Raw genomic sequence first — 25080 nt, 5'->3', positions numbered from 1 at the left:
AATATTTAAATATCATCTAACTAATTAGCTCAAACCTAAAATAAGCAGGTCCGATATTCTCTTTTTTCATAATCATCACAATCATAGCGAAGATTATTCAATGCGCTATTGAGTGGATAAATCTAAATGATAGAACTGATTGAAATCAGACTCTTGATATTCTGAAAAAGAAGCACCTTTGATAAAGCCAAATTTTTTATACAAGCAAATTGCGGGTTCAAAAGATGAGTGTGTTCCCGTTTCCAAACTCAATTTTTGGTATTCACGTTGTTGTGCAATCAATAAAAGATGTTTCAGCATTTCTGTTGCAGCACCTTTACGTAAATGTTTGGGATGTGTCCGCATAGACTTTAATTCAGCATGTGTAGATGACAACTCTTGAATTGCACCACAAGCTAAAAGTTCATTTTGTTCCCAAAGGGTAAAAAAGCTAATTTCGGGTTGTTGTAACGCAGTTAGATCTAATGCAAAACTATGCTCAATCGGTGAGTTTTCATGCATACCATGTAAATGAATTCTGAGTAAATCTTGTACTTGCACATCATCAAACTCAGCAAGTCTAATCATTTTTTAATACCCTATTCTTGAAAATTCTTTCACTTTATCGCTTATATCTTACAAGAAATTTTAGGTGAAATGATCAGGCATAAAAAAGCCCAAGTATCACTTGGGCTTAGGATCAGCAAAATTACTTTTGAATTCATCTATGTCGAATTAATGATAACCATGCAATTGACGATAAAGTCCTGGGGTAACCCCTGTCCATTTTTTAAATGCGCGATGGAAGGTACTGGTTTCACTAAAGCCCACTTGTTGTGCTACATCTTCCAAGGTTAAATCCGGATTTAACAACAAATGAATCGCAGCATCTCGACGTAAGGCATCTTTAACACCTTGGTAACTCTTACCTTCTGCTGCCAAGCGACGGCGCAAGGTTTGTGGTGATAAATACAACATTGAAGCCACATCATTTAAGGTTGGCATTTCTTCACCAATTTGACTCTTTAAGACTTCACGAATACGCGAAGTTAAAGAATTGGTGTTTTTGAACTTCACCAAAAGCTGAGCAGGCGCAGCTTTTAAAAACTCTTCTAAACTTGCTTCATCCTGACGAATCGGTAAATCCAAATAGTCTGCGGCAAAAGTAATTTCAGTACGTGGCATATCAAATTGCATCACAGGTGCAAAGAACAGCGCATCATACTCATCTGCATGATTTGGACGCGGGTAACCAAAATGTACCCGTTCTAAAGGAATACGACGTTCAATTAACCATGAAGCTAGACCATGCCAAATCATCAACATACTTTCAGTAATAAAATGATCAGGGTCCATGGTTTTTGGAATCAATGGTACTAAACGCGCTTCATGTTTATCACGTTCAACCGCGACCGACCATTCGTCACCAAATAATTTATAAAATTGTGATGATAACTCTAAAGCATCACCCAAAGTTTTAGCGTGGATAATCAATTGGCACATGATGGCAAAAGATCCCAAACGACGAGGTTGGATATCAAATCCAACATGTTCATCTTGGGTTACCATCCACAGCATTTTCACAAAACGTGTATATTGCTCTGGTGAAATACGTGCTTTAGGTTGGCGAAGTAATTCTGCTTCTATGCCAACATGTGAAAGTAAGGTGTCAACGTCCATTCCTAGACGCTTCACACCTGTTAAGGCGGCATTCACAAAATGGATACTGATCGTATCACGACTCATGGTAAATCCTTCACTCTCTTTGATGTTCACTAACAATTGACCTAAATGACGCTAAAAAATGTTTTATTGGCGATTTACAACAGTGCAGATCACCTTTTTACATCATAAATTGCCGAAATGATCAAGGTAAATGGCTGAACATGACATTGTTTTGTTAATTTTATATTTCTATTATGGGTGTAAAATCAAGACAGTATTGGTAAAAACAATTATGACAACAGCTTTAAAGGGATTGAAAGTACTCGATTTTTCCACTTTATTACCAGGTCCATTTGCAACTTTATACCTTGCAGACCTAGGTGCAGAAGTGATCCATATTGAATCGCCAACGCGTCCAGATCTGGTACGCTTGTTCCCGCCTTATGCCAATGGACAAGCGACTTCACACAGTTATCTCAACCGAAATAAACAATCCGTCACTTTAGATTTAAAAGATCCTGCCAGCATTGAGCAAGTTAAACAGAAGATTTCTGAGTTTGATATTGTCGTTGAACAATTTCGTCCGGGGGTGATGCAACGTTTGGGTTTGGATTATCAAACTTTGGCTGAAATTAACCCACGTTTAATTTACTGTTCAATTACGGGTTATGGCCAAACAGGTTCATATAAAGATAAAGCTGGACATGATATTAACTATATTGCCCTGTCTGGTATCGCTGGACACTGTGGTCGCCAAGACAGTGGACCACCGCCGATGGGGATTCAAATCGCAGATGTAGCAGGTGGTTCCTTACATGCTGTCATCGGTATTCTTGCTGCTGTAGTTGAACGCCAAAATAGTGGTCTGGGACAATATATTGATATTTCCATGACCGATTGTGTGGTGGGGCTCAATAATATGGCAGCCGCAGCCAGTTTGGCTGGTGCTCAACAGCAGCAACGTGAATCTGAACAGCTTAATGGCGGGACCTTTTATGATTATTATGAAACGGCCGATGCTCGTTACTTATCTATTGGTAGCTTAGAGCCACAATTTATGAATGGACTGGCAAGCGCCTTAGAATTGCCAATCCTTCTACAAAAAGGTGCTTCTTTCGATACCGAAGATCGTCAAATACTCAAGCAAGCGATTCGAGATAAAATTAAAAGTAAAAATCTGGCTGAATGGAATCAACTGTTTGAACAACTGGACGTTTGCGTAGAACCCGTACTGAGTTTAGACGAAGCACTGCAATCCCAAATTTCTCAACAACGTAATTGGGTGGTCAATGTGCCATTGAAGCCTAATTCTGATCAAACTGAACCACAGTTAGCCTGTCCAATTAAGTTTTCAAGATCACAAATGCAATATCACTATATTGGTCAGCAACTGGGTGAAGGGAAATGGTAATTGCCCATTTAATACAGCACAATTCAAGTTAAATAAAATTACAATTCTGTCATTTTACTTACAATTTGTATAATTTGTAACCATGGCATCCTGTGTAATCTTAATTCTAAATACGTTACACAGGTACCCTGTTCTTCTCAGATCAATTTTAATCCATGGTTTTTCAATTAATTTTTAAATAAAATTTAGTATTTTAAAAACAATAGATTAAATTGACCAAAAACATTCAAAAAGCCAATATTCATTTATTAAAAAATTATCACCATGAGATAAAATACTCACATTAATTACAATTAAAAGTCAAAAATAATAGATTTTTATACAAATATGAGAGTATTATAAATAATTAGTTACAAAGTGTTATCAAGGTCACCAAATATGAATAAATCTAAAGGTCACTTTTATTGGGCTATCAGCTTATTATCTTTATGTAGTTCTTTTCAAAGTGCTCATGCAGCTGAAGCATTTAATGCAGAAAGCCCATGGATGTTTGGTGATTGGAACAGAAAAAGAACCAAGCTCCAACAAAAAGGTTATGACTTCAGCTTCGGCTATACCGGCGAATTAGCCACCTTATTAGATTCAAAAAACCATTCAAGCCATGGTACTGAGTATGCAGATCAGTTTGCGATTGGTAGTCATGTAGACTTGGAAAAAGTGCTTGGATGGAAAGACACAGAAGCCCAAATCACCATCACTGAACGTAATGGTCGTTCATTGTCGCAAACCTCTGATGCCCTTGCAGGACAACTCAGCTCAACCCAAGAAGTTTGGGGTCGCGGTCAAACTTGGCGCTTAACTGATTTTTGGATCAAGAAAAAATTCTTTGAGCAAAAATTAGATATTAAAGTGGGTCGTTTTGGCGAAGGCGAGGATTTTAACAGCTTTGACTGTGATTTTCAAAACCTTGCACTTTGTGGCTCTCAAGTGGGTAACTGGGTAGGCGACCAATGGTATAACTGGCCTGTTAGCCAATGGGCTGCGCGAGTTAAATATAACATCCAACCTGACTTATATGCTCAAGTCGGTGCTTATGAATACAATCCTGAAAACTTAGAACGTGGCAAGGGGTTTAACTTAAGTACAGACGGTTCACATGGTGCAATTATTCCTGCGGAAGTGGTTTGGCAACCAAAACTCAGTGCTGCAAAATTGCCAGGCGAATATCGTTTGGGCTATTACTATAGTACTGTCGATGCACAACGCATTAAAAATCCAAATGAAACAGATCATAAACAAGGTGGATGGCTGGTTGCCAAGCAACAATTTACAGCACATCACGGTGATGTACGTCGCGGCTTAACGGGTTTCATTAATTTAACCCTTCATGACTCAGACACAAACACTGTCGACAATATGCAAAATATTGGACTGGTCTATAAAGGTCCTTTCGATGCGCGCCCTCAAGATGATGTCGCAATCGGTTTTTCTCGTATCAGCATCAACAATGATGTGAATGATACTCAAATTCGTCAACAAGATGAAGAGTACAACACTGAAATTTACTACGGTGTACATGCAACAAATTGGCTGACGATCCGTCCAAATGTGCAATATATTCGTCATGTTGGTGCATATAAAGATGGCGAAAATGCATGGGTTGGCGGTATCAAATTCCAAACTGCATTCTAGTGTTATAGATCATAAATATTTCGATGCAATTTTAACTCTTCTCTCCCCTCGCATCGAAATATTTAAAATCTAAAAATTTAAACAATGTGCTTCATTAATCCTCAATGGAAAGGTAAAGCGTAAAAAATTAATCAAATAGATAGGTGGTCAATATGCAAACTCCATCTTCAGGACTCAGAACCCTAACAGTTGTGATTGCAATTGTTTTCGGTGTAGTTCTATTAGGCGGCGGAGTATGGCTGGCAGCACTGGGTGGGTCTTGGTACTACATCATTGCCGGGATACTTTTCATTGCAACAGCAATTTTATTACGCAAATTAAATAGTTCTGCTTTATACGTTTATGCAGCCTTAGTACTCGGCACAGTTGTCTGGGGACTATGGGAAGTCGGTTCAGATTTCTTCGCGCTTGCACCGCGTTTAGATATTTTAGGTGTGTTTGGCTTATGGCTACTCATTCCAGCAGTAACACGTGGTTTCGATGCCAAAAGTGCTAAAATTGCACTTTCAGGTACATTGGCAATCACCATTGCGGTTATGGCTTATTCTATCTTTAATGATCCACAAGAAATTCGTGGGACTTTAACCAGTAAACAACCAACGCCAGCAGCGATTGATGGTATTGCAGATGCAGACTGGCCGGCTTATGGTCGGACTCAATCTGGTTTACGCTATTCTCCGTTGAACCAAATCAACTCAGAGAACGTTAAAGATCTTAAAGTTGCTTGGACCTATCGTACAGGTGAATTCAAGACCGAAAATGATTCAGGCGAAACAACCAATCAGGTCACACCGATTAAAATCGGGAATAACATGTACCTGTGTACAACCCATCAAAAATTGGTTTCTCTTGATCCTTCTACAGGTAAAGAGAAATGGGTATTTGATCCAAAACTCAAAGCTGATAATACCTTCCAACATTTAACTTGTCGTGGTGTTTCTTATTACGATGCAGACAATACCGTTGGTTTCGCTGCAAGTTTACAAGCAAAAAAATCCTCATCTACCGAATGTCCGCGTAAAGTTATTTTACCAGTCAATGATGGTCGTATCGTTGCGGTAAATGCTGAAACAGGTAAAGCATGTTCTGACTTTGGTCATAACGGTGAAGTTGATTTACAAAAGGATATGCCATTCCCTTATCCGGGTGGTTATATTCCAACATCACCACCTGTTGTCACAGGCACCACAATTATCATTGGTGGTTCAACGACAGATAACTATTCGACTCAAGAGCCTTCTGGTGTTATCCGTGGTTATGATGTAAATACTGGTGCATTACTTTGGGTATTTGATACAGGTGCTGAAAATCCGAATCAGATTCCGGGTCCTGGTCAGAAATATGTCCAAAACTCACCGAATGCATGGGCTCCGCTTGCATATGATGCAAAACTCGATATCGTTTATGTACCAACAGGTGTAGGTACGCCAGATATTTGGGGTGGTAACCGTACAAAACTGCATGAACGCTATGCAAACTCAATGTTAGCAATCAATGCAACAACGGGTAAATTGATCTGGAACTTCCAAACGACTCACCATGATTTGTGGGATATGGATGTACCATCACAGCCAACCTTAGCGGATATCAAAGACAAAACTGGACAAACTGTTCCAGCAATCTATGTATTGACTAAAACAGGGAATGCCTTTGTTTTAGACCGCCGTAACGGTAAAGCAATTGTACCGATTAACGAACGTCCAGTACCACAAAGTGTAAAACGTGGTCCGCAAACTAAGGGTGAATTCTATTCTCCAACGCAACCGTTCTCAGACTTTAACTTAGCACCTCAAGAAAAATTAACGGATAAACAAATGTGGGGCGCAACCATGTTTGACCAGTTAATTTGTCGTGTGTCATTCCACAAGTTAAATTATGACGGTATTTATACTCCACCTTCAGAAAACGGAACTTTAGTTTTCCCTGGTAACTTGGGTGTATTTGAATGGGGTGGCTTATCACTTAACCCTGATCGTCAAATCGCAGTCATGAATCCAATTGGCCTACCTTTTGTCAGTCGATTGATTCCTGCTGATCCTAATCGTAAACAAACAGCCAAAGGTGCAGGTACAGAAGCGGGTGTTCAACCCATGTATGGCGTCCCTTACGGTGTTGAAATTAGTGCATTCCTTTCACCATTTGGCCTACCATGTAAACAACCTGCATGGGGTTATGTTGCTGGTGTAGATTTGAAAACGCATGATGTAGCTTGGAAACGTCGTATTGGTACAATTCGTGACAGTATGCCGGGTATTCCATTGCCACCATTTAAAATGGGTGTGCCAATGTTAGGTGGTTCGATCTCAACTGCGGGTAATGTGATGTTCATTGGTGCGACTCAAGATGATTACATCCGAGCGATCAATGTCAGCAATGGTGATGAGCTGTGGAAAGGTCGTCTACCTGCGGGTGGGCAAGCAACACCGATGACCTATGAAAGCAATGGTAAACAATACGTTGTGATCATGGCGGGTGGTCACGGTTCATTTGGTACCAAAATGGGTGACTCTATCGTTGCTTATGCACTACCAGATAAATAATCTTAAATTGAGGTAAATAAAAAACAGGTCTTGATGACCTGTTTTTTATTACTTTATCTAATCCCATACCCTTGTATAAAAGTGAATCTGCTTTTTGGATGAGACGGATGTTCTATCCCCCGTTTGATCGCGATATCCATATCACCATGCGATAGCCAATCCTTAAAATGCCCTGCTCTTTACCTGACCATCAAAATGAAAACAATCTTCTATACGAATTTTTTGCACAGGTGAAAGTTGCTCAAAGTCAAACCATCGATACTCAGAATGCTCTTCACTTAAATTGATTGGCTGATCGTTCTGCAATGTACACTTAAACATAAATGCGTGGGAATTTACTGCAGCATGATAATAAACCCCTGATAAATATTCGATCAAAACTTCGCAGCCTAATTCTTCTTGGCACTCACGAATCAGCGCCTCATGCACTGTTTCACCTTGATCCAATCCACCACCAGGTAAACCCCATGCACAATCAGCATAAGTCGCTTTCAATAACAGGACTTGTCGATTTTCATTAAAAATCACAGCGTGCGAACTCAAACGATAAAAATCATGAAATCCCATTGCTCAAAACCCACTTAATTGATTATCTTGCCAAATAACATTTTGAAAAAATTAAACGTAGCGCATAAACAATTGCCATAGCAAAAACAGCATAACCCACTTGGGTAAAGATCATCGGAATACAGAGTACGATGGCGGCTGTAATTGGATAAAACCATTTCTTGATTCCTGAAAGATGGTGAATTTCCTGTAACAACCAAAGGCTCGCAGTATAGACAATCAAAGAGATAGCAACAAAATAACTGACGATGTCAGCCGAGATCTCAGCCTTATGCGTCACCACATCCACCGCAGCAGCTAAACCCGCACCAAGGGCTGCAATACTCACGAAAATAAAAAAGTGACCATAGCCCCATGAAAATGCACGTTTACGACTATTGAGTCGTTCAGCCACATCATGATCGAAATATGCCCACCACATGGTAAACATAATCAATAAGCCACCAATGGTCAAAAAGATTAATTCTTGGCTTAACAACTGATTATTTAATGCATCAGAAATTGCTGCGAAACTTCCAATGATCGATTCACCAAGGACAATGATGGTTAGTAAGGCATAACGCTCAGAAATATGATGTGGATGCCACGGTGTCATGTTATTTACTTCAGCAAAGATGGGCACACTCAGTTCAGCAATGACCAAAAGTAGAAACAAATAAATGGTAAAATTTATCGGTGTAAAATGAAAAAGTAACCAGCCAATCTGTACGATGATAATACCAGCCGCATATCTCAACGCTGTTTGTTTACGCTCAGGATCATTTTTGGCAACACGAAACCATTGTGTAACGAGGCCCAAACGCATGATGACATAACCAATAATGATCACATCAAAATCTTGTTGCTGAAATGCGCTAGGTATCCCTGCTGCAATCACAAGTGAACCAATAATCTGCACAAAGGTCATGATTCGATAAAATACATCATCATTGTCGTAGGCAGATGCAAACCAGCTAAAGTTCATCCATGCCCACCACAACGCAAAGAACACCATAAAATAAAGTGTTAAGCCATGTGATAAATGATTTTCGATAATGCTATGGTGTAATTGTTGCCCTGCTGTAGCAATGGCGACCACAAAAATTAAGTCAAATAACAATTCTAATGAGGTTGCAGCGCGATGTGGTTCGTGTGGATTTCGTGGTGCAAGTGGCTTTAACCACCCATATTTTACAAATAATGAATTTGGCATTATTTTCACATTATTGAGATTATTATCATGATTTTTCCAAAACTCTAGCTTTCATTCAAGTAAAAAACTGAGTTCTTTTGACAATTTTGTTAATGATCTAACATCTATCTCTTAAATTTAAAAATTCATAAATAAAAAGCCCAATCAAAGGGCTTAATAACAAACAAATCTAGCTTGCTAAACCACTAATTTCAATTTAGCAATGTCTTTGATCACGATCGCTTTACCAGTGCTCATATCAATCGGCATCGAAATATGTTGATGTACGACTAACCATTGATCACCTTTCTTTTTCAGACACAATGTTGTTCGACACCATGGCATCTGCAACTTATCTTTAAGCACAGAATTTTCCACTTTTGAATGGCAATGCAATACAGCCAAATCGTTTGACGCATAGATCTTCATATTGCGACGTACAATTTGCACATTTTCACTAAAATATGGACTGAATTTCTCCCATTCTTTTTTGTACACATCGATACCGTCTAATTGTATACTCACATCAAACATATTGATATCATCCGCACATTGATCTAATAGATGATCAATTTTATTACCAAGAACAGCAGCATCCCATAATTCAATTTGAGATATTATCTCGTCGGCAATTTTCACATTACCATCGATTGCTATTTTCATCATAAAACCTCATTATTCTTATTTGTGATGAATTTAACACTTAATAAGTATTATGTGAAGTGTTTTGTTTATTTTTTCATATCTAATCAATTTAAATCAAAATAATCATTGTTAATTAATCTGATTTAAGCAGTTTATAAAACCAACCATATTATGCTTAGATATTAACCAAAACCTTTCACAAAAATAAATCACTCAATAATACAAATAGATATAAAAAATTTGCCCTTCATCATAAAAAGCTTATTTTTAATTTAATTAACAATTCTTCAATAATTTATTAACTAAATTTAATAATCTTCTTAATTAATGTTGAAGCTGTTATTAAATAATCATTCTCCTTTTATTTAATATTGAAGTTAGCCTAACATATTTAATCTCTAAAAAATCTTTAAAAAAATCATAAATGACCATGAGAAAAAATCATACTAGCCTTCCAATATAAGGGGAAGCTCAAAACTTAAGATATAAATAGATGATCTAAACTGATATCCAACTCAAGTTTATATATTTGGTTCGAGGTGATTATTCTATACAACTTAATAATATATATTTTTATGGTTTAATTTCTATGTTTTAAAACCCATTACAATCATTCAAATATTAGGATTTTATTACCATAAATAGACACTTATTTTCATCGTCTGTTTTTTGAGTTCAAAAAAAAGCATGTCGTTGCAATGACATGCTTTTACTGATTGATGTGGATCATTTATTGCGGATTTAGGTTGGTTCTGTTAAATCTTTTATTTTCTCTGAAGGGCCATTTTTCTTCACCGACTCAATTCCATTATCTCGAGCAGCATCGCCTGAATAGAATTGACTTGTTCCGATAATTTGATGATTCGCCGCTTTCAAGTTGAAATAAGGTTTACCATTTTTCGCTTCTAGACGATCATAACGTACATCATCTGGGCTATTTTTTTGCACAGAGGCAATACCATTTTGTGCAGAAGCTTTTGCTTTATAGAGCTCACTGGTGAGAATAATTTCCCCATTTCCTGCTTTTAATACAAAGCGATATTGACCATCTTTAGCTTGACTAATTTCATACCATCCTGACATGGTTCACCTCTTCATTATTTTCGGTTTATTTTATTTCACAGCGCTTATTGGACATAAATTACGCTACTGATATGAAATATAAATGACTTTTCATGTTAAAAAAAGATTAATTTGTTATAACTTTATTGTTTATGTAACGATGCAGAGTTACATAGTTCAAATCAGAAGTATGCTTTTATTATTAAGTCACAATAAAATTTAAAGCCATTTAAAAAAATGACTTTAAATTTAGATTCTGCATTTAGCCACTAACGATCAATGATCAAAAAAACCTGTGCTGGTATAACCTGGATAGACTGTTTTCATTAAACGCTCGATTTCCGAATCATTGCCACGTAAAAAATTTTCCAAACAATCCCGAAATGCCGCAAAAGGAAGGTCATCGTTATCAAAACTGGGCATCTCTTCAGATTTAAACAAACCAAAAAAATGCGATTTTTGTTGTTTTTGATAGAGTTCAGCATGTGCATTAAAGTTATATTGATTGCGACTATAAACCACAAATAGTCCGCCGAACTTACGTCCAGTTTGAATATGCTCAATTTGAAAAAATGGAAAATCACCGTGGTGCTCCTCCATGTATCCCCAGACGACTTGTTGCATCCAATCAATCTGATCAAAACGACTTAAAATTTGCGTTGCTGCATTACTTTCAAAATCAAGTGAAGTTATTTCAAGCTCTTTAAATAACTCAATTCGAATTTTAAAACTCATCAGGATTACCTTTTATACACATCGCTTATTTAAAGCATTCAGATTTTTTAAAAGCGACAAGAAAACAGCAGACTCGGAACACTATGAATCAGCTGTTTCAGCACTCAATTCGATGAACAAACTAACAGATTACTGGAATATCAATCCATGCACTGTTCGGAAAATGTTTCACCAAATAATGCTTTAAAAATTCTGCGGTATCTTTTGAAATCAGTTCATCCTGAGATTCATCATTTAAATTATAAGCAAGTGCATAAAGCTTAAGCCCACGACTTTTTAAAGCCTCTAAACTTAAAATCGTATGATTAATACTACCCAAACGCCCTGAGCTGACTAAAATCACAGGAAGCTTTTTCTGGGCCACATAATCAATTGAAAGTAAGCTGGTGGTTAGGGGTACCATCAATCCACCTGCACCCTCTAATAAGACAACATCGTACGTTTCAGCCAGTTGTTGAGTAGCATCTGCAATTTTTTCAAAATCAATCTCACGCCCATCAATTTTGCTGGCTAAATGAGGCGATGCAGGATAGCTAAAGATTTCAGGCATGGTGAGCTTGGTTTCATCCTCTGGAAACCAGCCCATTCCCATAATTTCACGATGTTGTTCGATATCTTCTGAAATATCGGTATTACCAGTTTGGATTAATTTCTGAGTAATGGTTTTTTGACCCTGCTCGTTCCATAATTTAGCTAAATACCCGGTGGTATAGGTTTTGCCAATTCCGGTATCTATTCCACTGATAAAGTAAACTGATCCAGTCATGACATTCTCCGCAAAATACAATAAATAGGGTGATAAGTCAGTGAGTAGCGTATTTTCCCTGACTGATCAATCTGTGAAAACTGTTGATAGTGATGATAAAAATCGGAGAGACTCTGCTTTGTCCATCTAAAGCCAGATGCTGTCGCAGTCACTCCTGTGGCTTTTAAATGCTGCAAAATATATTTGGGGTGAGAGAAATTGAGATGCTCCATTTGTTCTGAAATATGTAGAATTTCAAAACCATTTCGCTTTAATTGTTGTTGCAGATCGTCAAGGGATAGGTAATTCAGACCTTGCCCCGTTAAGCTTTTAATTTCCTGTAAGTTATGCTGTCCAAAAGTTGAAAAACAAAAATACGCATTAGGATTTAAATGATTAAAGGCTTGTTGAAAAATGCCATTTAAATCACTCATCCATTGTAAAACGGAACTTGAGCTAATTAAGTCTAAATATTTTGGAAATTCAAGCTGTTCTATATCACCAATCCGATATTCAATCGGTTTATCCGCAGAAAAATGCTGCTGAACTTCCGGATATAGATCATTTAAAATCAAATGTTTAATTTGCAAATTTTGCAGTAAAAGCTCAGTTAAATTTCCTGAACCACAACCAATTTCAAACACATTTTCATAGTGTGCTGGGCAATATTCACTTATTAAATTAAACAGTTGTTGTGCAATAATTTTTTGTACGACCGCATGTTCAGTATAGCTCTGCCCTGCCTGAGCAAAACGCAAGGCAACCTGTGATTTATCAATTTCTGGATGTTTCACATTCAACTCACAACAACGGAGTTAGCTGATCTAGATCAGCATGGGTGATTTGAGCAGTTAAACAGATACGTAACCGTGAGCTGTATTGCGGTACAGTCGGGGGACGTACAGGCATAATATAAAATCCCACATCTTGTAATGCTTTGGCCTTTTCAACCGTTTTAATTGAGTCGCCTACAATGACTGGAACAATATGTGATGTTGATGGGCACTCAAAACCTTTGCTTTGAACAGCCTGTTGTAGATACTGACTTGTAGACTGCAAATATTGACGGCGCTGATCTAAGCCTAAAACTTTTTGAAAAATAAAGTTTGTCCATGCCATACATATTGGCGGTTGTGCTGTACTGAAAATTAAAGGACGCATAGTATTAATCAAATAATCCCGAATCACAGCATGACAAATTAAATAACCGCCAACTGAAGCGATTGCCTTACCAAAAGTCCCCACGAGTAGATCAATATCATCAATCACCGCATATTGTTCAGCACAACCTAAGCCCTGCTCACCACGTACTCCAATTGCATGTGCCTCATCTACATAGAGTATGACTTTGCAAAACTGTTGCTTAATACTCACCAATGCAGCTAAGTCAGTTTCATCACCATCCATACTAAAAATCGACTCAGTCACGACAATAATGCGCTCGAAAGCCTCACCTGCATGATATTTTTCTAAAAGCTGAGTCAAATGATTTAAATCATTATGACGATAACGCACATATTTGGCAGAGGATAAACGAATCCCATCAATCATACTGGCATGAATCAATTTATCTGCCAGAATCAGCGTTTTACTGTCTGCAAGTGCAGGTAAAATACCAATATTCATATGATAGCCGCTGTTAAATAACAATGCCGCCCGACCATGAAAAGCCTGAGTTAAACTATTTTCAAGCAGTTCATATTCTGGAAAATGTCCAGTCAACAAACGTGAAGACGAAGAACTCATTCGTCGTTGATCATTTGGTGTTTCATCAAAAAACTGTTCACGTAATGTGAGATCAGATGCCAATCCTAGATAATCATTTGAAGCCAAATTGAGCATTTGATGCTGATCAAGGCGAATATAACGGCCTTGCTGAACATTCGAACGAAATTGGCGTAAATTGCCTTGCTGTTTAAGCACATCAAGCTGCTGTGAAAAATGTTCAAGGTGCGTATTGATCAAGCTCATGTGCTTTGCTCCATACCTTTGACCACTTCGACCAATTGTTCCAGCAAAGTTTTTAATTCTTGTGCTGTGATGACATATGGAGGCATGACATAGACCAATTTACCAAATGGTCGTATCCAGATACCACGACGTACAAATTCCTGTTGTAAAGTTTTCATATCGACATTCACAGTCAATTCAACCACCCCTATCGCACCAAGAACTCGCACATCATCAACATGATTAAGGGACTGTAAAGGCTGTAAGGCATCTCTAAGCTGAGCTTCAATTCTTTGAATATTGCTCTGCCAATCTTGAGAAATTAATAATTGTGTACTTTTGACAGCAACGGCGCATGCCAAGGGATTTGCCATAAAGGTTGGGCCATGCATAAACACACCCGCTTCACCCTGACTTATCGTTTCAGCAATATGCTTGGTGGTTAATGTCGCAGAAAGCGTCATATAGCCACCCGTTAGGCCTTTACCAATACACATAATGTCAGGTTCAACTTGTGCATGCTCCCATGCAAATAGTTTTCCTGTACGCCCAAAACCCGTAGCGATTTCATCAAAAATCAGCAAAACATTGTATTTTTCGCAAAGCAATTTGGCTTGACGCAAATATTCAGGATGGTAAAAACGCATCCCTCCCGCACCTTGTACAATTGGCTCAAGAATTAAACCTGCAATCGTTGCATGCTGTTCAGCCAAAGTTTTCTCAAGTTCAGCAATGTCACTTTGATCCCATTGCTCATAAAATCCGACTTGAGGGGCTGGAACAAATAAGCGATTGGGCAAACTTGAACCAAAAATTTGATGCATGCCCGTTACAGGGTCACAAACAGACATCGCATTCCAAGTATCGCCATGATAGCCAGATCGTGGGGTAACAAAATTAGTTTTCTCTGTATAGCCCTGTGAAGACCAAAACTGTACAGCCATCTTCAATGCCACTTCTACAGCGACAGAACCAGAATCGGCAAAGAACACCTTATCTAAATTAGGTGGGCTAAGTTGAACCAGTAATTTTCCAAGCTGGATCGCTGGATCATGGGTAAATCCACCAAACATGATATGTGACATATCCTGTAACTGATCTGTCACTGCTTGATTCAACTCAGGATGATTATAACCATGAATCGCACACCACCACGAAGACATCCCATCTATCAATTGGCGTCCATCTTCAAGTTCAATGGTTGCACCATAGGCTTTTTTAACCTTAAAGGTCGGTAAAGGATTGGTCATAGAAGTATATGGATGCCAAATATGTTGCCGATCAAAGTCCAGATCATCTAACTTTGATTGTTCAAGATCGACATCATCAAACCCATTATTTAAATCGGTCATCCGTTCACTCCATGTGCATTACAATTACAGCAAAAAACAGTTTAGCGATGTTAAACCTGCGCGCAATAAAAATAAATTGCGAGATTCACCACTGATCCATAGATTTATTCTATTTTTTGTAAATATTGGCAGATTTTGTCACTTAGACTTAAAAAATTAAAAACTGGAATACCATGTGAACCATTTACCAGCTCAACATCTAAAAACTTTGCTGTGAAATTTTTGAAATTCTCATAGACTTTGTGACTAACTAAAAAATCCTGTTGAGCAAATACATGATACTGCTTCCCTGCATAGTTTTTTAAGATCGCCACATTATTTAATTGTTCGAGACAGACCAATCCCTGTTTTAATAACGCTAAATTTTGTGGCTGAATCAAACTTTGCAAATGTACAAAATCTTCACGTGTGGTTGCTGTACCCTGACAAACCATAAAACCAAATTTCTTTAATGTCGCAATTGCATCATGTTCAAAGGACTGTTTAAAGTTATGAAACATTGCCTGCCTCATTGCCGTTTGCCATTCAGCATTTGCGACAAAACAAGGATTTGAAGCCAGTGTAATCAAGACTTTTTGCTGTTGATATTGCTGTTCAATTTGCTCGACTATCAAAGTCGCCAATTGTCCACCTAAAGACCAACCACAAATCACATCAAAATCTTTGGCTATTTCCACATGCTGTTGTAAGACACGTTCATCCAACGCATTAAAGATATTGATTAATACAACTTCATGGCCTTGCTGTTGTAAAGTCTGTTGTAAAGCATGAAGTAGTTTGGTTCCACCGCCCCAACCTGTGATCAGCAAAATACGTCGATTCAATTTAAGTCACTATAAAACAATAACGATGTTTTATTAGATCATGCTTAAAATTGAACGACAATCGGACTTATAACTATTTCTGATGGTGTAAATCGACCAATAAGCTGGCTGGAATCACTTTTTGCCAAGTGCGTTTAAATTGCTGATGTACTTGATCGATTGCAAACTGACTTTTTTTCGAAACTTCATGTGCTTTTGCAATATCATCTGCACGTGTATAAGCAATCAAATAATCTAGTCCATCCAGTTCCACATGGAACCATGATTCAACATGCACGCCTTCAGCCTGAAGTGTTTCAATTGCCTCATGCTTACGCCTATTCAATTGATTTTGCCATGCAACAACATCGTCTCGTCCATCACCGCTACTTTCAGTTGAATCAATACTGCACCAACATCCATAATGTTAGGTTCTATTTATTTTAAATGGTCTTTCATCATAAATGGCATGTGAACAATTGCAAACATTTTACATACCGCCAAAACCTTAAAATTTGCTAAGATCAAATCAGGATCAATTTAGGAAAGTGTTTGTCATGAAATTATCACGACTGTTCAGTATTAGCTTACTTTCCGTTTCAGCTTTATGCATATTGAACACGGCCAGCCATGCGGAAAGCTCTATCCTCTCCAAACTGGATTCCAACCAAAAGCAATGGGTAGGTAAACCTGCGCCAAGTTTTAAACTACAAGATCAAAATTCAAAATGGCATGAACTAAGTCAATATAAAGGTAAATGGGTTGTTTTATATTTTTACCCAAAAGATGATTCACCGGGCTGTACACAAGAGGCCAATCAATTTAAATCACTCTATCCACAATTTATAAAAAATAATGCGGTGGTGCTCGGTGTCAGTTTGGATGATGTGAAATCTCATCAAAAGTTCTCCGAAAAGCTGGGACTAAATTTTCCAATTCTTGCCGATAGCAATCATCAACTCGCAGACCAATTTGGAATCATCCGAAACTTAGGCATTGCTAAAATAGCAAAACGAGAAACTTTTTTGATTGATCCACAAGGAACGATTGTGTATCACTATAGCAGTGTAAATACCCAAACACATGCCGATCAAGTTTTAGCGGATATTCAGAAGTTTTCAAAGAAATAACCACTGAAGCATTAAAAAAGCCTTTAGATGAATATCTAAAGGCTTTTTTAATCTAAAATTTCTCACCTTAAGCAAGACGCTTAGTGTGTCTTACATTTGAGATTGAATATAATTCTGTAAACCAATTAACTCGATCAAACCTAATTGTTTTTCAAGCCAGTAAGTATGATCTTCTTCAGTATCGTTCATTTGTTGACGCAGCATATCACGGGTCACGTAATCGCCTTTTTCTTCACATAGCTTTACGCCTTGCGCCAATTTTTCACGTACATGATATTCCAATGCCAAATCGGCTTTTAAACAGGTTACAACATCTTCACCTGTGACAATATCGTCACGCTTCATGTTCGGCGTACCTTCAAGGAAAAGTACACGGCGAATTAAAGCGTCTGCATGCGAAGCTTCTTCTTGCATTTCATGATCAATACGTTCATAAATTTTGCTTAAGCCCCAATCTTCATACATACGTGAATGAATAAGATACTGATCACGAGCAGCCAGTTCGCCACCGATCAACATATTTAGATAGTCTATGACTTCTGGATTGCCACGCATTTCAATTACTCCACATTCTTTTGCAATAGTATGGACAAATTTTGCAAGTTTTGCAAAAGACAAAATGTGTAAGTTTATGATTTTTATAAAATTAAAATGATAAACATACGCATTTGCAATTTGAATAAGTATTTTTTCATATAAAAAATAACCGCTTACAATATTTCATTGATGGTTTATTGGTGATTTTTCATCAAATTTCAAAATGATTTATTTTGTAACCATTAAAAATGCTTCTTATTCACCCTCATTATTCCATTTTCTGTTCATTTTCAATGACAGAACCATCACTTTATCTTATTGGCTTTTTTTAATGCTAATATTTCAAGACAATTTTAACTTTAATATTTATGATATTGAATATTAACAATTAGCAGGAAAAAAATAATGTCTCAGGGAAACACATCAGCACCTATTCTAGTTACAGGTGCAACAGGCTATATTGCCAGTTGGGTTATTCAAAAATTACTTGAGCAAGGTTATACCGTTCATGCCACTGTACGTGATCTTAATAAGAAACAAAGCTTTGCACATTTAGAGAAAATCGCACAAGCCAGCTCTGGCACACTAAAACTATTTAAAGCCAACCTTTTAGAAAATGGTTCTTTTGATGAAGCCATGCAAGGCTGTGAAGTTGTGTTGCATATGGCTTCACCATTTGTTGTGACCAATTATAAAGATGCCGTTAAAGATATTATTGAACCTGCAATTTTAGGCACGGAAAATGTCTTAAATAGTGTCAATAAAACAGATTCTGTCAAACGAGTCATTGTGACTTCAAGTATCGCGTCTACTTATGGCGATGCAATTGATATTTTAAAAACGCAGCATAATCAGTTTGATGAATCTCACTGGAATACCACCAGCTCAACCACGCACCAACCGTACCCTTATTCAAAAGTTATGGCAGAGCGTAAAGCATGGGAAATGGCGGAAGCACAAAATCGTTGGACGCTGATCTGTGTCAACCCTGCACTGGTACTTGGCCCATCACTAACCGCAAATACACAGTCAGGGAGTGTAGAAGTCTTAGAGCAATTTGCCAACGGCATGACCTTACTCGGTGTCCCACCGATGTGGAATGGTATTGTGGATGTTCGTGATGTTGCTGATGCGCATATTTTGGCAGCATTCAAGGAAAATGCAGCTGGACGTTACATTATTAGTGGTGGCTCACTCAGCCTTTTGGAAATGGGTAAAATTTTACGTCAAAATTTTGGACAAAAATTTCCTTTTCCACGCAACCAAGTTCCGAAAAAAGCATTTAAATTTATTGGACCTGCATTTGGTTATTCACGTGATTTTATTGAAAAGAATATGGGCTACCCTATCTTTTTTAATGCTGATAAAAGCAAACAGGAACTGGGGATGAGTTATCGTAATATTGAAACCAGTTTAGTCGAGCATTTCCAGCAGCTTCTTGATGACGGTGTGGTGAAGAAATATATTTAATAACAGCTCAACTGATTCTTAAATCAAAAAAGCCTTTTTCAATCATGAAAAAGGCTTTTTGGCTTATAGCGTTCAATATCAGCTAAGGCTTAGAAATCAAAAGTTACACCGACTTTATAAGTTCGTGCACCACCGACTAAAGCATAGTTTGAATTAAATACACCTTCCCAATATTTTTTATTGGCAACTTTATCAACATTTGCGAGGAATGTGGTATTTACCCCACCAAGTTTGGTTTTATAGCGAGCGCCTAAGTCAACAATCGTATAGTCTGGTAGTTCTAGCGTATTCTCTTCATTCAAATATTGCTCACTTACATAACTTACACGGGTATTGACATGAAGCCCCTCAACGTTAGGAATGGCATAATCAAGCCCTAAAGAAGCAGTAAAATCGGGTACACCATATATTTTATTACCTTCGAAAGCGACCTTCGCTGATTTCACATATTCAGCATCGATATAGGCCAAATTCCCCATCACAGATAAAGTATCTGTAACATTGCCAGAGAATGACCATTCCACCCCACGAGAACGCGTTTCAGCATCATCGTTGACTTTATTACTTATGCTGTCCAGATAAGCCTCAGGCTTTTTAATCTGATAAAGTGCCAAAGTATTTAACCACGAACCCAACTGATATTTTGCACCTAACTCATATTGCTTGGTTTGATAAGGTGCAAGTGTCTCACCTCTATTTGTCGCAGTTGGATAGGTCGTTTCTGAGACAGTAATCCCTTCAGCTAAGCCTTCTACATAGCTTACATAAAAAGATAAATCCTCTCCAAATGGTTTGACAACAATCCCCAAACTTGGTGATAGCTTATCTGCACTATAAGCTGATTTTTTGACAAGATTCTTAGTATCGATATCTTGATAACGCCCACCTAAAATCAGTTGTAATTTATCATCCAACATTGAAAGCTGATCCGTTAAGGTATAACTCACATACTCATTATCACCATAAGGAACAATTTCTGGGTAGGTTGTTGGCATTGATCCTGTATTTGATGGATCATATAAATTGGTCGTAAACCCCGAACTGGTTGCGGATTTATGTTGTGAATATTTACGGGTTAAATAATCAGTACGCAATCCCAAAGTATGCTTGATCGCACCTGTATCAAATTTTGCTTCAAAGCCTGCATTAGCGGCAGTGTTATGTTCTTTTGATCCCACTCGATAATATTGTGAGGTTGCATTTCCATTTAAATTATTGACAATCATACGTGTGCCAAAAAGGTGACCATCATATGATTTTTCTACATATCCAATACCTGCAAATGCTTTTAAATCAGGGGTAAATTTATATTCACCTGACAAGCCTACAAATTGACTGTCGGTATTGCCTTCTAAGTTTGAAAAGTAGTTTAAATCACCTTTAGGTGCTGCAAGTACATGATTAACACTGCCCTTGCCACCCATGGCGACCATTGCAGGTGAACCGCCTTTACGATTTCCTTTGACCGCATAAGCATCTAAATTAATCTTTAGTTTATCCGTGGTGTAATCCGCAGCAATTGCCCCTAGAGCTTGACGATCATTCATTCCATCAATGATATGTTCGCCATCTGCATAAGCGCCATTCACACGCACACCAAACTCTTTGTTCTCACCAAAACGACGAGATACATCAAAGCCTGATTGATAATATCCTTCATCTTGAAACGATGCAGAAACTCGGGTGAGTTCTTGATCTGCACGTTTAGAATGCCCCATCACAATCCCGCCCACACTGCCTGTAGGTGCAACACCTGCAACCAATGCATTTGGACCTTTAAGTACAGTCACTGACTCTAAAAATTCCGTAGGCATCCGACCATATGGTGCAACGCCATAAAAGCCGTTATAATTTAAATCCTCATGATTGACATCGAAACCACGGATTTTAAAGTTTTCATTTAAATGTCCTTGATTGGTTGTGGTTCGAATACTGACATCATTTTTTAACACTTCCCCCGCTGTGTTTGCTTGTTGATTTTCAATCAATTGTGCTGAATAAGACGTGATACTAAACGGCGTATCTATAATTTTCTTATTTCCCAATGGCCCCAAATCTGTATTTTTTTGCAAAGCACCATTGGCAAATGTTGGTTTTTCTTGTTCTTTTTCAGCAGCGACTTTAATCGTAGGCAAAGCAGTAATTTCATCATTTGCCCAAATTGTTTGTGTAAGTCCCCCACCAAAAAGCACGATTGAAATAGAATTGACTAGAAATGTTCGAGAAAAATTTTTCATATAAATAATAAGACACTTTTTAAATGATAATGATTATTATATATACTTTCACTATTGTTAAGAATTGTAATTTCTCATCTAAAGTTAAGTTTAATGGAAAATTCTAATAAATAAGAATTATTATCATATAGCGTGCTAATGATAGATCAAGCAACCTTGCGAAATACAATCGCTAAAATACAGTGCTCAAAGTTTTATTAAAAAATGATGACTTGTTGATTTGCTATCGCATCAATCCCAAACTGATGATTTTAATTTTTGAAAACTGCAAAGATACAAAAACTGTATCTTTACAGTAATTTTAGAGTTAATTTAAACGAATCTATGCCTGTCCATACTCAGCCATTAATGCTAAAAACTCCTGTTCATTCAGTACAGCGACACCCAGTTTCTCTGCTTTTTCAAGCTTAGAACCGGCTTTTTCACCCGCAACCACACATTTAGTTTTACTCGACACACTGCCACTGACACGCGCACCAAGTGCTTGTAGCATTTGAGTCGCATCATCACGGCCCATGGTTGCCAATGTGCCTGTAATCACCCAACTCTCACCATTTAAAGGCTGACGGGTGGGTGCAACTGGTGCATCCCAATGGATCCCAGCTGCAAGCAAACGATCAATTACTTCAAGGTTATGTGGGGCTTGGAAAAAATCAACAATCCACTCAGCGGTAATATCACCAACATCTGGAGTTTTCTTCAATGCTTCAAGATCAGCATGACGAATCGCATCCAGCGTCTGGAAAGTGTTGGCAAGCATACGTGCCGTGGTTTCACCTACACCACGAATACCCAAGGCATAAATAAATGCAGCAAGTGTGGTTTTCTTACTGTTCTCAATCGCATCCAATAAATTTTGGACAGATTTTTCACCCATTTTTTCAATGGTCAGTAACTGCTCACGATGCTCATGTAAGTGGTAAATGTCGGCGACATCCTTTAACAAATCAAGATGTAATAATGACTCTACCCAGCGATCACCGAGACCTTCGATATCCATCGCTTTACGTGAAACAAAGTGGCGAATGGCCTCAATACGTTGTGCAGAACAATATAAACCACCCGAACAACGTGCCAAAGCCTCACCTTCTGGCATTACCACTGGAGAAGAACATACTGGACAATTTTCAGGTAAATGTACTTCTGTCACGTCATTTGGACGGAATTCTAACCATACTTTTTCAACTTTGGGAATCACATCACCGCTACGATAGACACTGACCGTATCGCCAATACGAACGTCCAGACGGTGAATTTCACCAATATTGTGCAAAGTCACATTAGAAACCGTTACACCGCCCACAGCCACAGGATTCAAGCGTGCTACTGGGGTTAAAGTCCCGGTACGTCCGACTTGCCAATCAATATTTTCAACCGTTGTTAAGGCTGCAACTGCGGGAAACTTATACGCTGTTGCCCAACGCGGTTCACGACTTAAAAAGCCCAGCTTTTGTTGCTGTTGAAGATCATCAACTTTGATGACCATGCCATCAATTTCAACCGCTAAATTCGGGCGCTCTTGATTGATTTGCTGATATTTTTCTTGTACTTCTTGAATACTTTCACAAATGAAATGACGTTCACCCACAGCAAAGCCAAAGTTAGTCAACCATTCAAGACTCGCTGACATCGACTCAATGCCATGATGCGGCTCACATTGTGCAATACCATAAGCATAGAATGCCAAAGGGCGAGATGCTGCAATACTTGGATCAAGCTGACGTAAACTACCTGCCGCAGCATTTCGAGGATTGGCAAAGGTCTTTTCACCTTTCGCTTCATTTTCAGCATTGAATCGTTCAAAGCCAGCTTTTGGCATCAATACTTCACCACGAACTTCCAACAAGCGTGGCACTGCAACTTTATCCGAAGACAATACTTTCGGTAAATTACGAATAGTTTTTACATTTTGCGTAATCACTTCACCTGTTTCACCATCACCACGGGTTACACCACGTGTCAATACACCATTTTCATACCAGAGCGAAATCGCCAATCCGTCAAATTTTAGCTCGACATCATATTGAATCTTTTGATTGAGCAATCGTTCTTCGATACGGCGGGCAAAAGCAAATAACTCGTCCTGATTAAATACATTGCCCAAGGACAGCATCGGTACAGTATGGGTAATGGTTTCAAATTTAGACAGTGGTTTTCCACCCACTTTATTGATTGGGCTATCTGCCTGAACCAATTCTGGGTATTGTTGCTCTAAAGCTTTGAGTTGGTGAAATAACTGATCATATTCACTGTCTTCAATACTCGGCTGATCCATCACATAGTAAGCGTGATTATGTTTTGCAATGAGTTGAATCAATTGACGCATTTGCGTCACGACAGGATTATTTTCCATAAATTTTTTCACCATAAAAAGGCGGAATACTCCGCCTAAAATTCTGAATACCAATTATAAAGTAAATATGACGTTATGCTAAGCGTCATGTCCTGAACGATAATCGATCGCTTTATGGCGCCAATGCTCTTTCAGTTGTGGGGTAAATTCAAGATTGTTTTCATCATAGACCGTACCGTCTATTTCTCGGGCAATTAAGCCAGCAATACTGACCATGGTATCAAAGCCTTTTTGCACATCTGAATGAGGAAGTGCCAAGAAAAAAGCCAAACCTTGAACTTGTTCAGTCGATAAAGTTTCTAAATCAAAACCATCTGGGCCATTGTCGGTGACACGTAATACCGAAAACAGTAAATGGCTTTCTTCCTCTGGATTCTCATAACGATGGAAGCAAGAGAGTTCACCAAAACGTAAACCATATTTGAGCAACATTTTTAAGGTTTTGTCCCCAGACAATGCTTTACGTGGATTCGGATAAACATTCAGCGCAATAATGGTTTCAGCCGTAGACAATACACTTTCATCATCATATTTTTGTTGCTCATTTAAATGAACATCTAAAATACTACTTTCCTCATCAAACTCTTTGATTTCAGCGGTTTCAACATTGGCATTAAACTGAAACGCTTCCTCTTTATCCTGACTGACTACAGCTTTGGCAGAATCATGAGTTTGAGTCATCGGCTCTGTCTGCACATCAAGTGCTTTTACAGATTCTGTTGCGGATTCAGTGCTTGCCACTGTTTCCGTCTTTTCAGTTTGTTGTGTAATTGTGGCATGCTCAAGCTCAGTTGACTGAATAGCATTCGACTCCACTGCTACATCCTCAATCTTTTGCTGTTTTTCATCTGCAACTTCGACCGAGTCTAAAGCAGTTAAATTCGGTTCAACACGCACTTGCTCTTGAGACTCACGGTCTGTTCGCAATTGATCTCGTACATGACGAGGAATTACCGGTTGTTTACAGTCTTCATTGATATGCAATTCAGACTCTAAAGAAGGTGCGGCATCATTGGGCTTTCGTAGCACCATCCTTAAACCCACCAGAATGATGATTACTGCAACAACAATTCCAATAATTGTGGTGACTTCCATA

21 protein-coding genes and 1 pseudogene are annotated in these 25080 nt (G+C 38.2%); 5 read left to right on the top strand and 17 right to left on the bottom strand.

The window, feature by feature from the left end:
• Nucleotides 1–105: 105 nt before the first annotated feature.
• Both FY049_RS19455 and FY049_RS19450 read right to left on the bottom strand, forming a co-directional pair.
• Complete coding sequence (locus FY049_RS19455; protein ID WP_004817773.1) at nt 106–567, bottom strand: GNAT family N-acetyltransferase; 462 nt, start codon at nt 565–567, stop codon at nt 106–108.
• Nucleotides 568–714: 147 nt separating this feature from the next.
• Nucleotides 715–1725: an AraC family transcriptional regulator gene (locus FY049_RS19450; protein WP_004724010.1), complete on the bottom strand. Its 1011-nt coding sequence runs from the start codon at nt 1723–1725 to the stop codon at nt 715–717.
• Between the two features lie 211 nt (nt 1726–1936).
• On the opposite strand from FY049_RS19450, the gene FY049_RS19445 reads away from it, so the two are divergent.
• The 3 genes from FY049_RS19445 to FY049_RS19435 all read left to right on the top strand — a co-directional run bounded on the left by FY049_RS19445 (nt 1937) and on the right by FY049_RS19435 (nt 7227).
• A complete protein-coding gene (locus FY049_RS19445) occupies nt 1937–3055 on the top strand; it encodes a CaiB/BaiF CoA transferase family protein (RefSeq protein WP_446084192.1) in 1119 nt (372 codons plus the stop codon).
• Between the two features lie 378 nt (nt 3056–3433).
• Complete coding sequence (locus FY049_RS19440) at nt 3434–4687, top strand: carbohydrate porin (RefSeq protein WP_446084191.1); 1254 nt, start codon at nt 3434–3436, stop codon at nt 4685–4687.
• A gap of 152 nt (nt 4688–4839) precedes the next feature.
• Nucleotides 4840–7227, top strand: a complete 2388-nt coding sequence (locus FY049_RS19435; RefSeq protein WP_234624272.1) for a glucose/quinate/shikimate family membrane-bound PQQ-dependent dehydrogenase — start codon at nt 4840–4842, stop codon at nt 7225–7227.
• A 162-nt stretch (nt 7228–7389) separates the two neighbouring features.
• Here the strand turns inward: FY049_RS19435 and FY049_RS19430 are convergent, their stop codons facing one another.
• The 11 genes and pseudogenes from FY049_RS19430 to FY049_RS19380 form a co-directional block, all read right to left on the bottom strand.
• On the bottom strand, nt 7390–7794 hold the full coding sequence (locus FY049_RS19430; RefSeq protein WP_224964263.1) for an NUDIX hydrolase: 405 nt from the start codon (nt 7792–7794) through the stop codon (nt 7390–7392).
• 22 nt (nt 7795–7816) lie between these two features.
• Entirely contained in the window at nt 7817–8986 is a 1170-nt protein-coding gene (locus tag FY049_RS19425; RefSeq protein ID WP_004724015.1) for a low temperature requirement protein A, read from the bottom strand.
• 177 nt (nt 8987–9163) lie between these two features.
• Nucleotides 9164–9628: a YybH family protein gene (locus tag FY049_RS19420; RefSeq protein WP_446084201.1), complete on the bottom strand. Its 465-nt coding sequence runs from the start codon at nt 9626–9628 to the stop codon at nt 9164–9166.
• 723 nt (nt 9629–10351) lie between these two features.
• Complete coding sequence (locus FY049_RS19415; RefSeq protein WP_056513973.1) at nt 10352–10693, bottom strand: YegP family protein; 342 nt, start codon at nt 10691–10693, stop codon at nt 10352–10354.
• A gap of 255 nt (nt 10694–10948) precedes the next feature.
• Entirely contained in the window at nt 10949–11407 is a 459-nt protein-coding gene (locus tag FY049_RS19410; protein WP_224964266.1) for a hypothetical protein, read from the bottom strand.
• A 121-nt stretch (nt 11408–11528) separates the two neighbouring features.
• Nucleotides 11529–12173 (bottom strand): dethiobiotin synthase, encoded by a 645-nt coding sequence (gene bioD / locus FY049_RS19405; RefSeq protein WP_224964267.1) that lies wholly within the window; start codon nt 12171–12173, stop codon nt 11529–11531.
• Nucleotides 12170–12946 (bottom strand): malonyl-ACP O-methyltransferase BioC, encoded by a 777-nt coding sequence (gene bioC, locus FY049_RS19400; protein WP_056513967.1) that lies wholly within the window; start codon nt 12944–12946, stop codon nt 12170–12172. The genes bioD and bioC overlap by 4 nt, the downstream gene beginning before the upstream one ends.
• Nucleotides 12947–12953: 7 nt before the next feature.
• A complete protein-coding gene (locus FY049_RS19395; RefSeq protein ID WP_056513964.1) occupies nt 12954–14123 on the bottom strand; it encodes an 8-amino-7-oxononanoate synthase in 1170 nt (389 codons plus the stop codon).
• Entirely contained in the window at nt 14120–15454 is a 1335-nt protein-coding gene (gene bioA / locus FY049_RS19390) for an adenosylmethionine--8-amino-7-oxononanoate transaminase (protein WP_004724027.1), read from the bottom strand. The genes FY049_RS19395 and bioA overlap by 4 nt, the downstream gene beginning before the upstream one ends.
• Nucleotides 15455–15558: 104 nt before the next feature.
• Entirely contained in the window at nt 15559–16278 is a 720-nt protein-coding gene (locus FY049_RS19385; protein ID WP_224964269.1) for a hydrolase, read from the bottom strand.
• Between the two features lie 73 nt (nt 16279–16351).
• Nucleotides 16352–16680: pseudogene (locus FY049_RS19380) on the bottom strand (DUF6176 family protein).
• Between the two features lie 134 nt (nt 16681–16814).
• On the opposite strand from FY049_RS19380, the gene FY049_RS19375 reads away from it, so the two are divergent.
• Nucleotides 16815–17387: a peroxiredoxin gene (locus FY049_RS19375; RefSeq protein ID WP_105714444.1), complete on the top strand. Its 573-nt coding sequence runs from the start codon at nt 16815–16817 to the stop codon at nt 17385–17387.
• Between the two features lie 90 nt (nt 17388–17477).
• Here the strand turns inward: FY049_RS19375 and ftn are convergent, their stop codons facing one another.
• A complete protein-coding gene (ftn, locus tag FY049_RS19370) occupies nt 17478–17942 on the bottom strand; it encodes a heteropolymeric bacterioferritin subunit Ftn (RefSeq protein ID WP_004724037.1) in 465 nt (154 codons plus the stop codon).
• Nucleotides 17943–18329: 387 nt separating this feature from the next.
• Here ftn and FY049_RS19365 point away from each other — a divergent pair, with 387 nt between their 5' ends.
• A complete protein-coding gene (locus FY049_RS19365) occupies nt 18330–19394 on the top strand; it encodes an SDR family oxidoreductase (protein WP_151957679.1) in 1065 nt (354 codons plus the stop codon).
• 89 nt (nt 19395–19483) lie between these two features.
• Here FY049_RS19365 and FY049_RS19360 read toward each other — a convergent pair whose 3' ends face one another.
• The 3 genes from FY049_RS19360 to FY049_RS19350 form a co-directional block, all read right to left on the bottom strand.
• Nucleotides 19484–21631 carry a TonB-dependent receptor gene (locus FY049_RS19360; protein ID WP_446084190.1) on the bottom strand — a complete coding sequence of 716 codons (2148 nt, stop codon included), beginning with the start codon at nt 21629–21631 and terminating at the stop codon, nt 19484–19486.
• Between the two features lie 322 nt (nt 21632–21953).
• Nucleotides 21954–23984, bottom strand: coding sequence for an NAD-dependent DNA ligase LigA (gene ligA / locus FY049_RS19355; protein WP_446084189.1), 2031 nt, complete (start codon nt 23982–23984; stop codon nt 21954–21956).
• Between the two features lie 78 nt (nt 23985–24062).
• A complete protein-coding gene (locus FY049_RS19350; protein WP_446084188.1) occupies nt 24063–25079 on the bottom strand; it encodes a cell division protein ZipA C-terminal FtsZ-binding domain-containing protein in 1017 nt (338 codons plus the stop codon).
• Between the last annotated feature and the right edge of the window lies 1 nt (nt 25080).

The sequence above is a fragment of the Acinetobacter sp. 1125_18A genome (genome assembly GCF_052824985.1).
The sequence above is the reverse complement of the archived record's forward strand: the minus strand, read 5'-3'. Positions and strand labels throughout refer to the sequence as shown.

What these genes read in the sequence shown, in the direction of transcription:
- bioA (WP_004724027.1), bottom strand. Translation starts at nt 15,454, where the DNA reads ATGACCGATTTAAATAATGGGTTTGATGATGTCGATCTTGAACAATCA.
- ligA (WP_446084189.1), bottom strand. Translation starts at nt 23,984, where the DNA reads ATGGAAAATAATCCTGTCGTGACGCAAATGCGTCAATTGATTCAACTC.
- FY049_RS19365 (WP_151957679.1), top strand. Translation starts at nt 18,330, where the DNA reads ATGTCTCAGGGAAACACATCAGCACCTATTCTAGTTACAGGTGCAACA.
- bioD (WP_224964267.1), bottom strand. Translation starts at nt 12,173, where the DNA reads ATGACTGGATCAGTTTACTTTATCAGTGGAATAGATACCGGAATTGGC.
- FY049_RS19420 (WP_446084201.1), bottom strand. Translation starts at nt 9,628, where the DNA reads ATGAAAATAGCAATCGATGGTAATGTGAAAATTGCCGACGAGATAATA.
- FY049_RS19440 (WP_446084191.1), top strand. Translation starts at nt 3,434, where the DNA reads ATGAATAAATCTAAAGGTCACTTTTATTGGGCTATCAGCTTATTATCT.
- ftn (WP_004724037.1), bottom strand. Translation starts at nt 17,942, where the DNA reads ATGCGTGGCAATCCAGAAGTCATAGACTATCTAAATATGTTGATCGGT.
- FY049_RS19410 (WP_224964266.1), bottom strand. Translation starts at nt 11,407, where the DNA reads ATGAGTTTTAAAATTCGAATTGAGTTATTTAAAGAGCTTGAAATAACT.
- FY049_RS19360 (WP_446084190.1), bottom strand. Translation starts at nt 21,631, where the DNA reads ATGAAAAATTTTTCTCGAACATTTCTAGTCAATTCTATTTCAATCGTG.
- FY049_RS19350 (WP_446084188.1), bottom strand. Translation starts at nt 25,079, where the DNA reads ATGGAAGTCACCACAATTATTGGAATTGTTGTTGCAGTAATCATCATT.
- FY049_RS19375 (WP_105714444.1), top strand. Translation starts at nt 16,815, where the DNA reads ATGAAATTATCACGACTGTTCAGTATTAGCTTACTTTCCGTTTCAGCT.
- FY049_RS19415 (WP_056513973.1), bottom strand. Translation starts at nt 10,693, where the DNA reads ATGTCAGGATGGTATGAAATTAGTCAAGCTAAAGATGGTCAATATCGC.
- FY049_RS19425 (WP_004724015.1), bottom strand. Translation starts at nt 8,986, where the DNA reads ATGCCAAATTCATTATTTGTAAAATATGGGTGGTTAAAGCCACTTGCA.
- FY049_RS19430 (WP_224964263.1), bottom strand. Translation starts at nt 7,794, where the DNA reads ATGGGATTTCATGATTTTTATCGTTTGAGTTCGCACGCTGTGATTTTT.
- FY049_RS19455 (WP_004817773.1), bottom strand. Translation starts at nt 567, where the DNA reads ATGATTAGACTTGCTGAGTTTGATGATGTGCAAGTACAAGATTTACTC.
- FY049_RS19395 (WP_056513964.1), bottom strand. Translation starts at nt 14,123, where the DNA reads ATGAGCTTGATCAATACGCACCTTGAACATTTTTCACAGCAGCTTGAT.
- FY049_RS19445 (WP_446084192.1), top strand. Translation starts at nt 1,937, where the DNA reads ATGACAACAGCTTTAAAGGGATTGAAAGTACTCGATTTTTCCACTTTA.
- FY049_RS19435 (WP_234624272.1), top strand. Translation starts at nt 4,840, where the DNA reads ATGCAAACTCCATCTTCAGGACTCAGAACCCTAACAGTTGTGATTGCA.
- FY049_RS19450 (WP_004724010.1), bottom strand. Translation starts at nt 1,725, where the DNA reads ATGAGTCGTGATACGATCAGTATCCATTTTGTGAATGCCGCCTTAACA.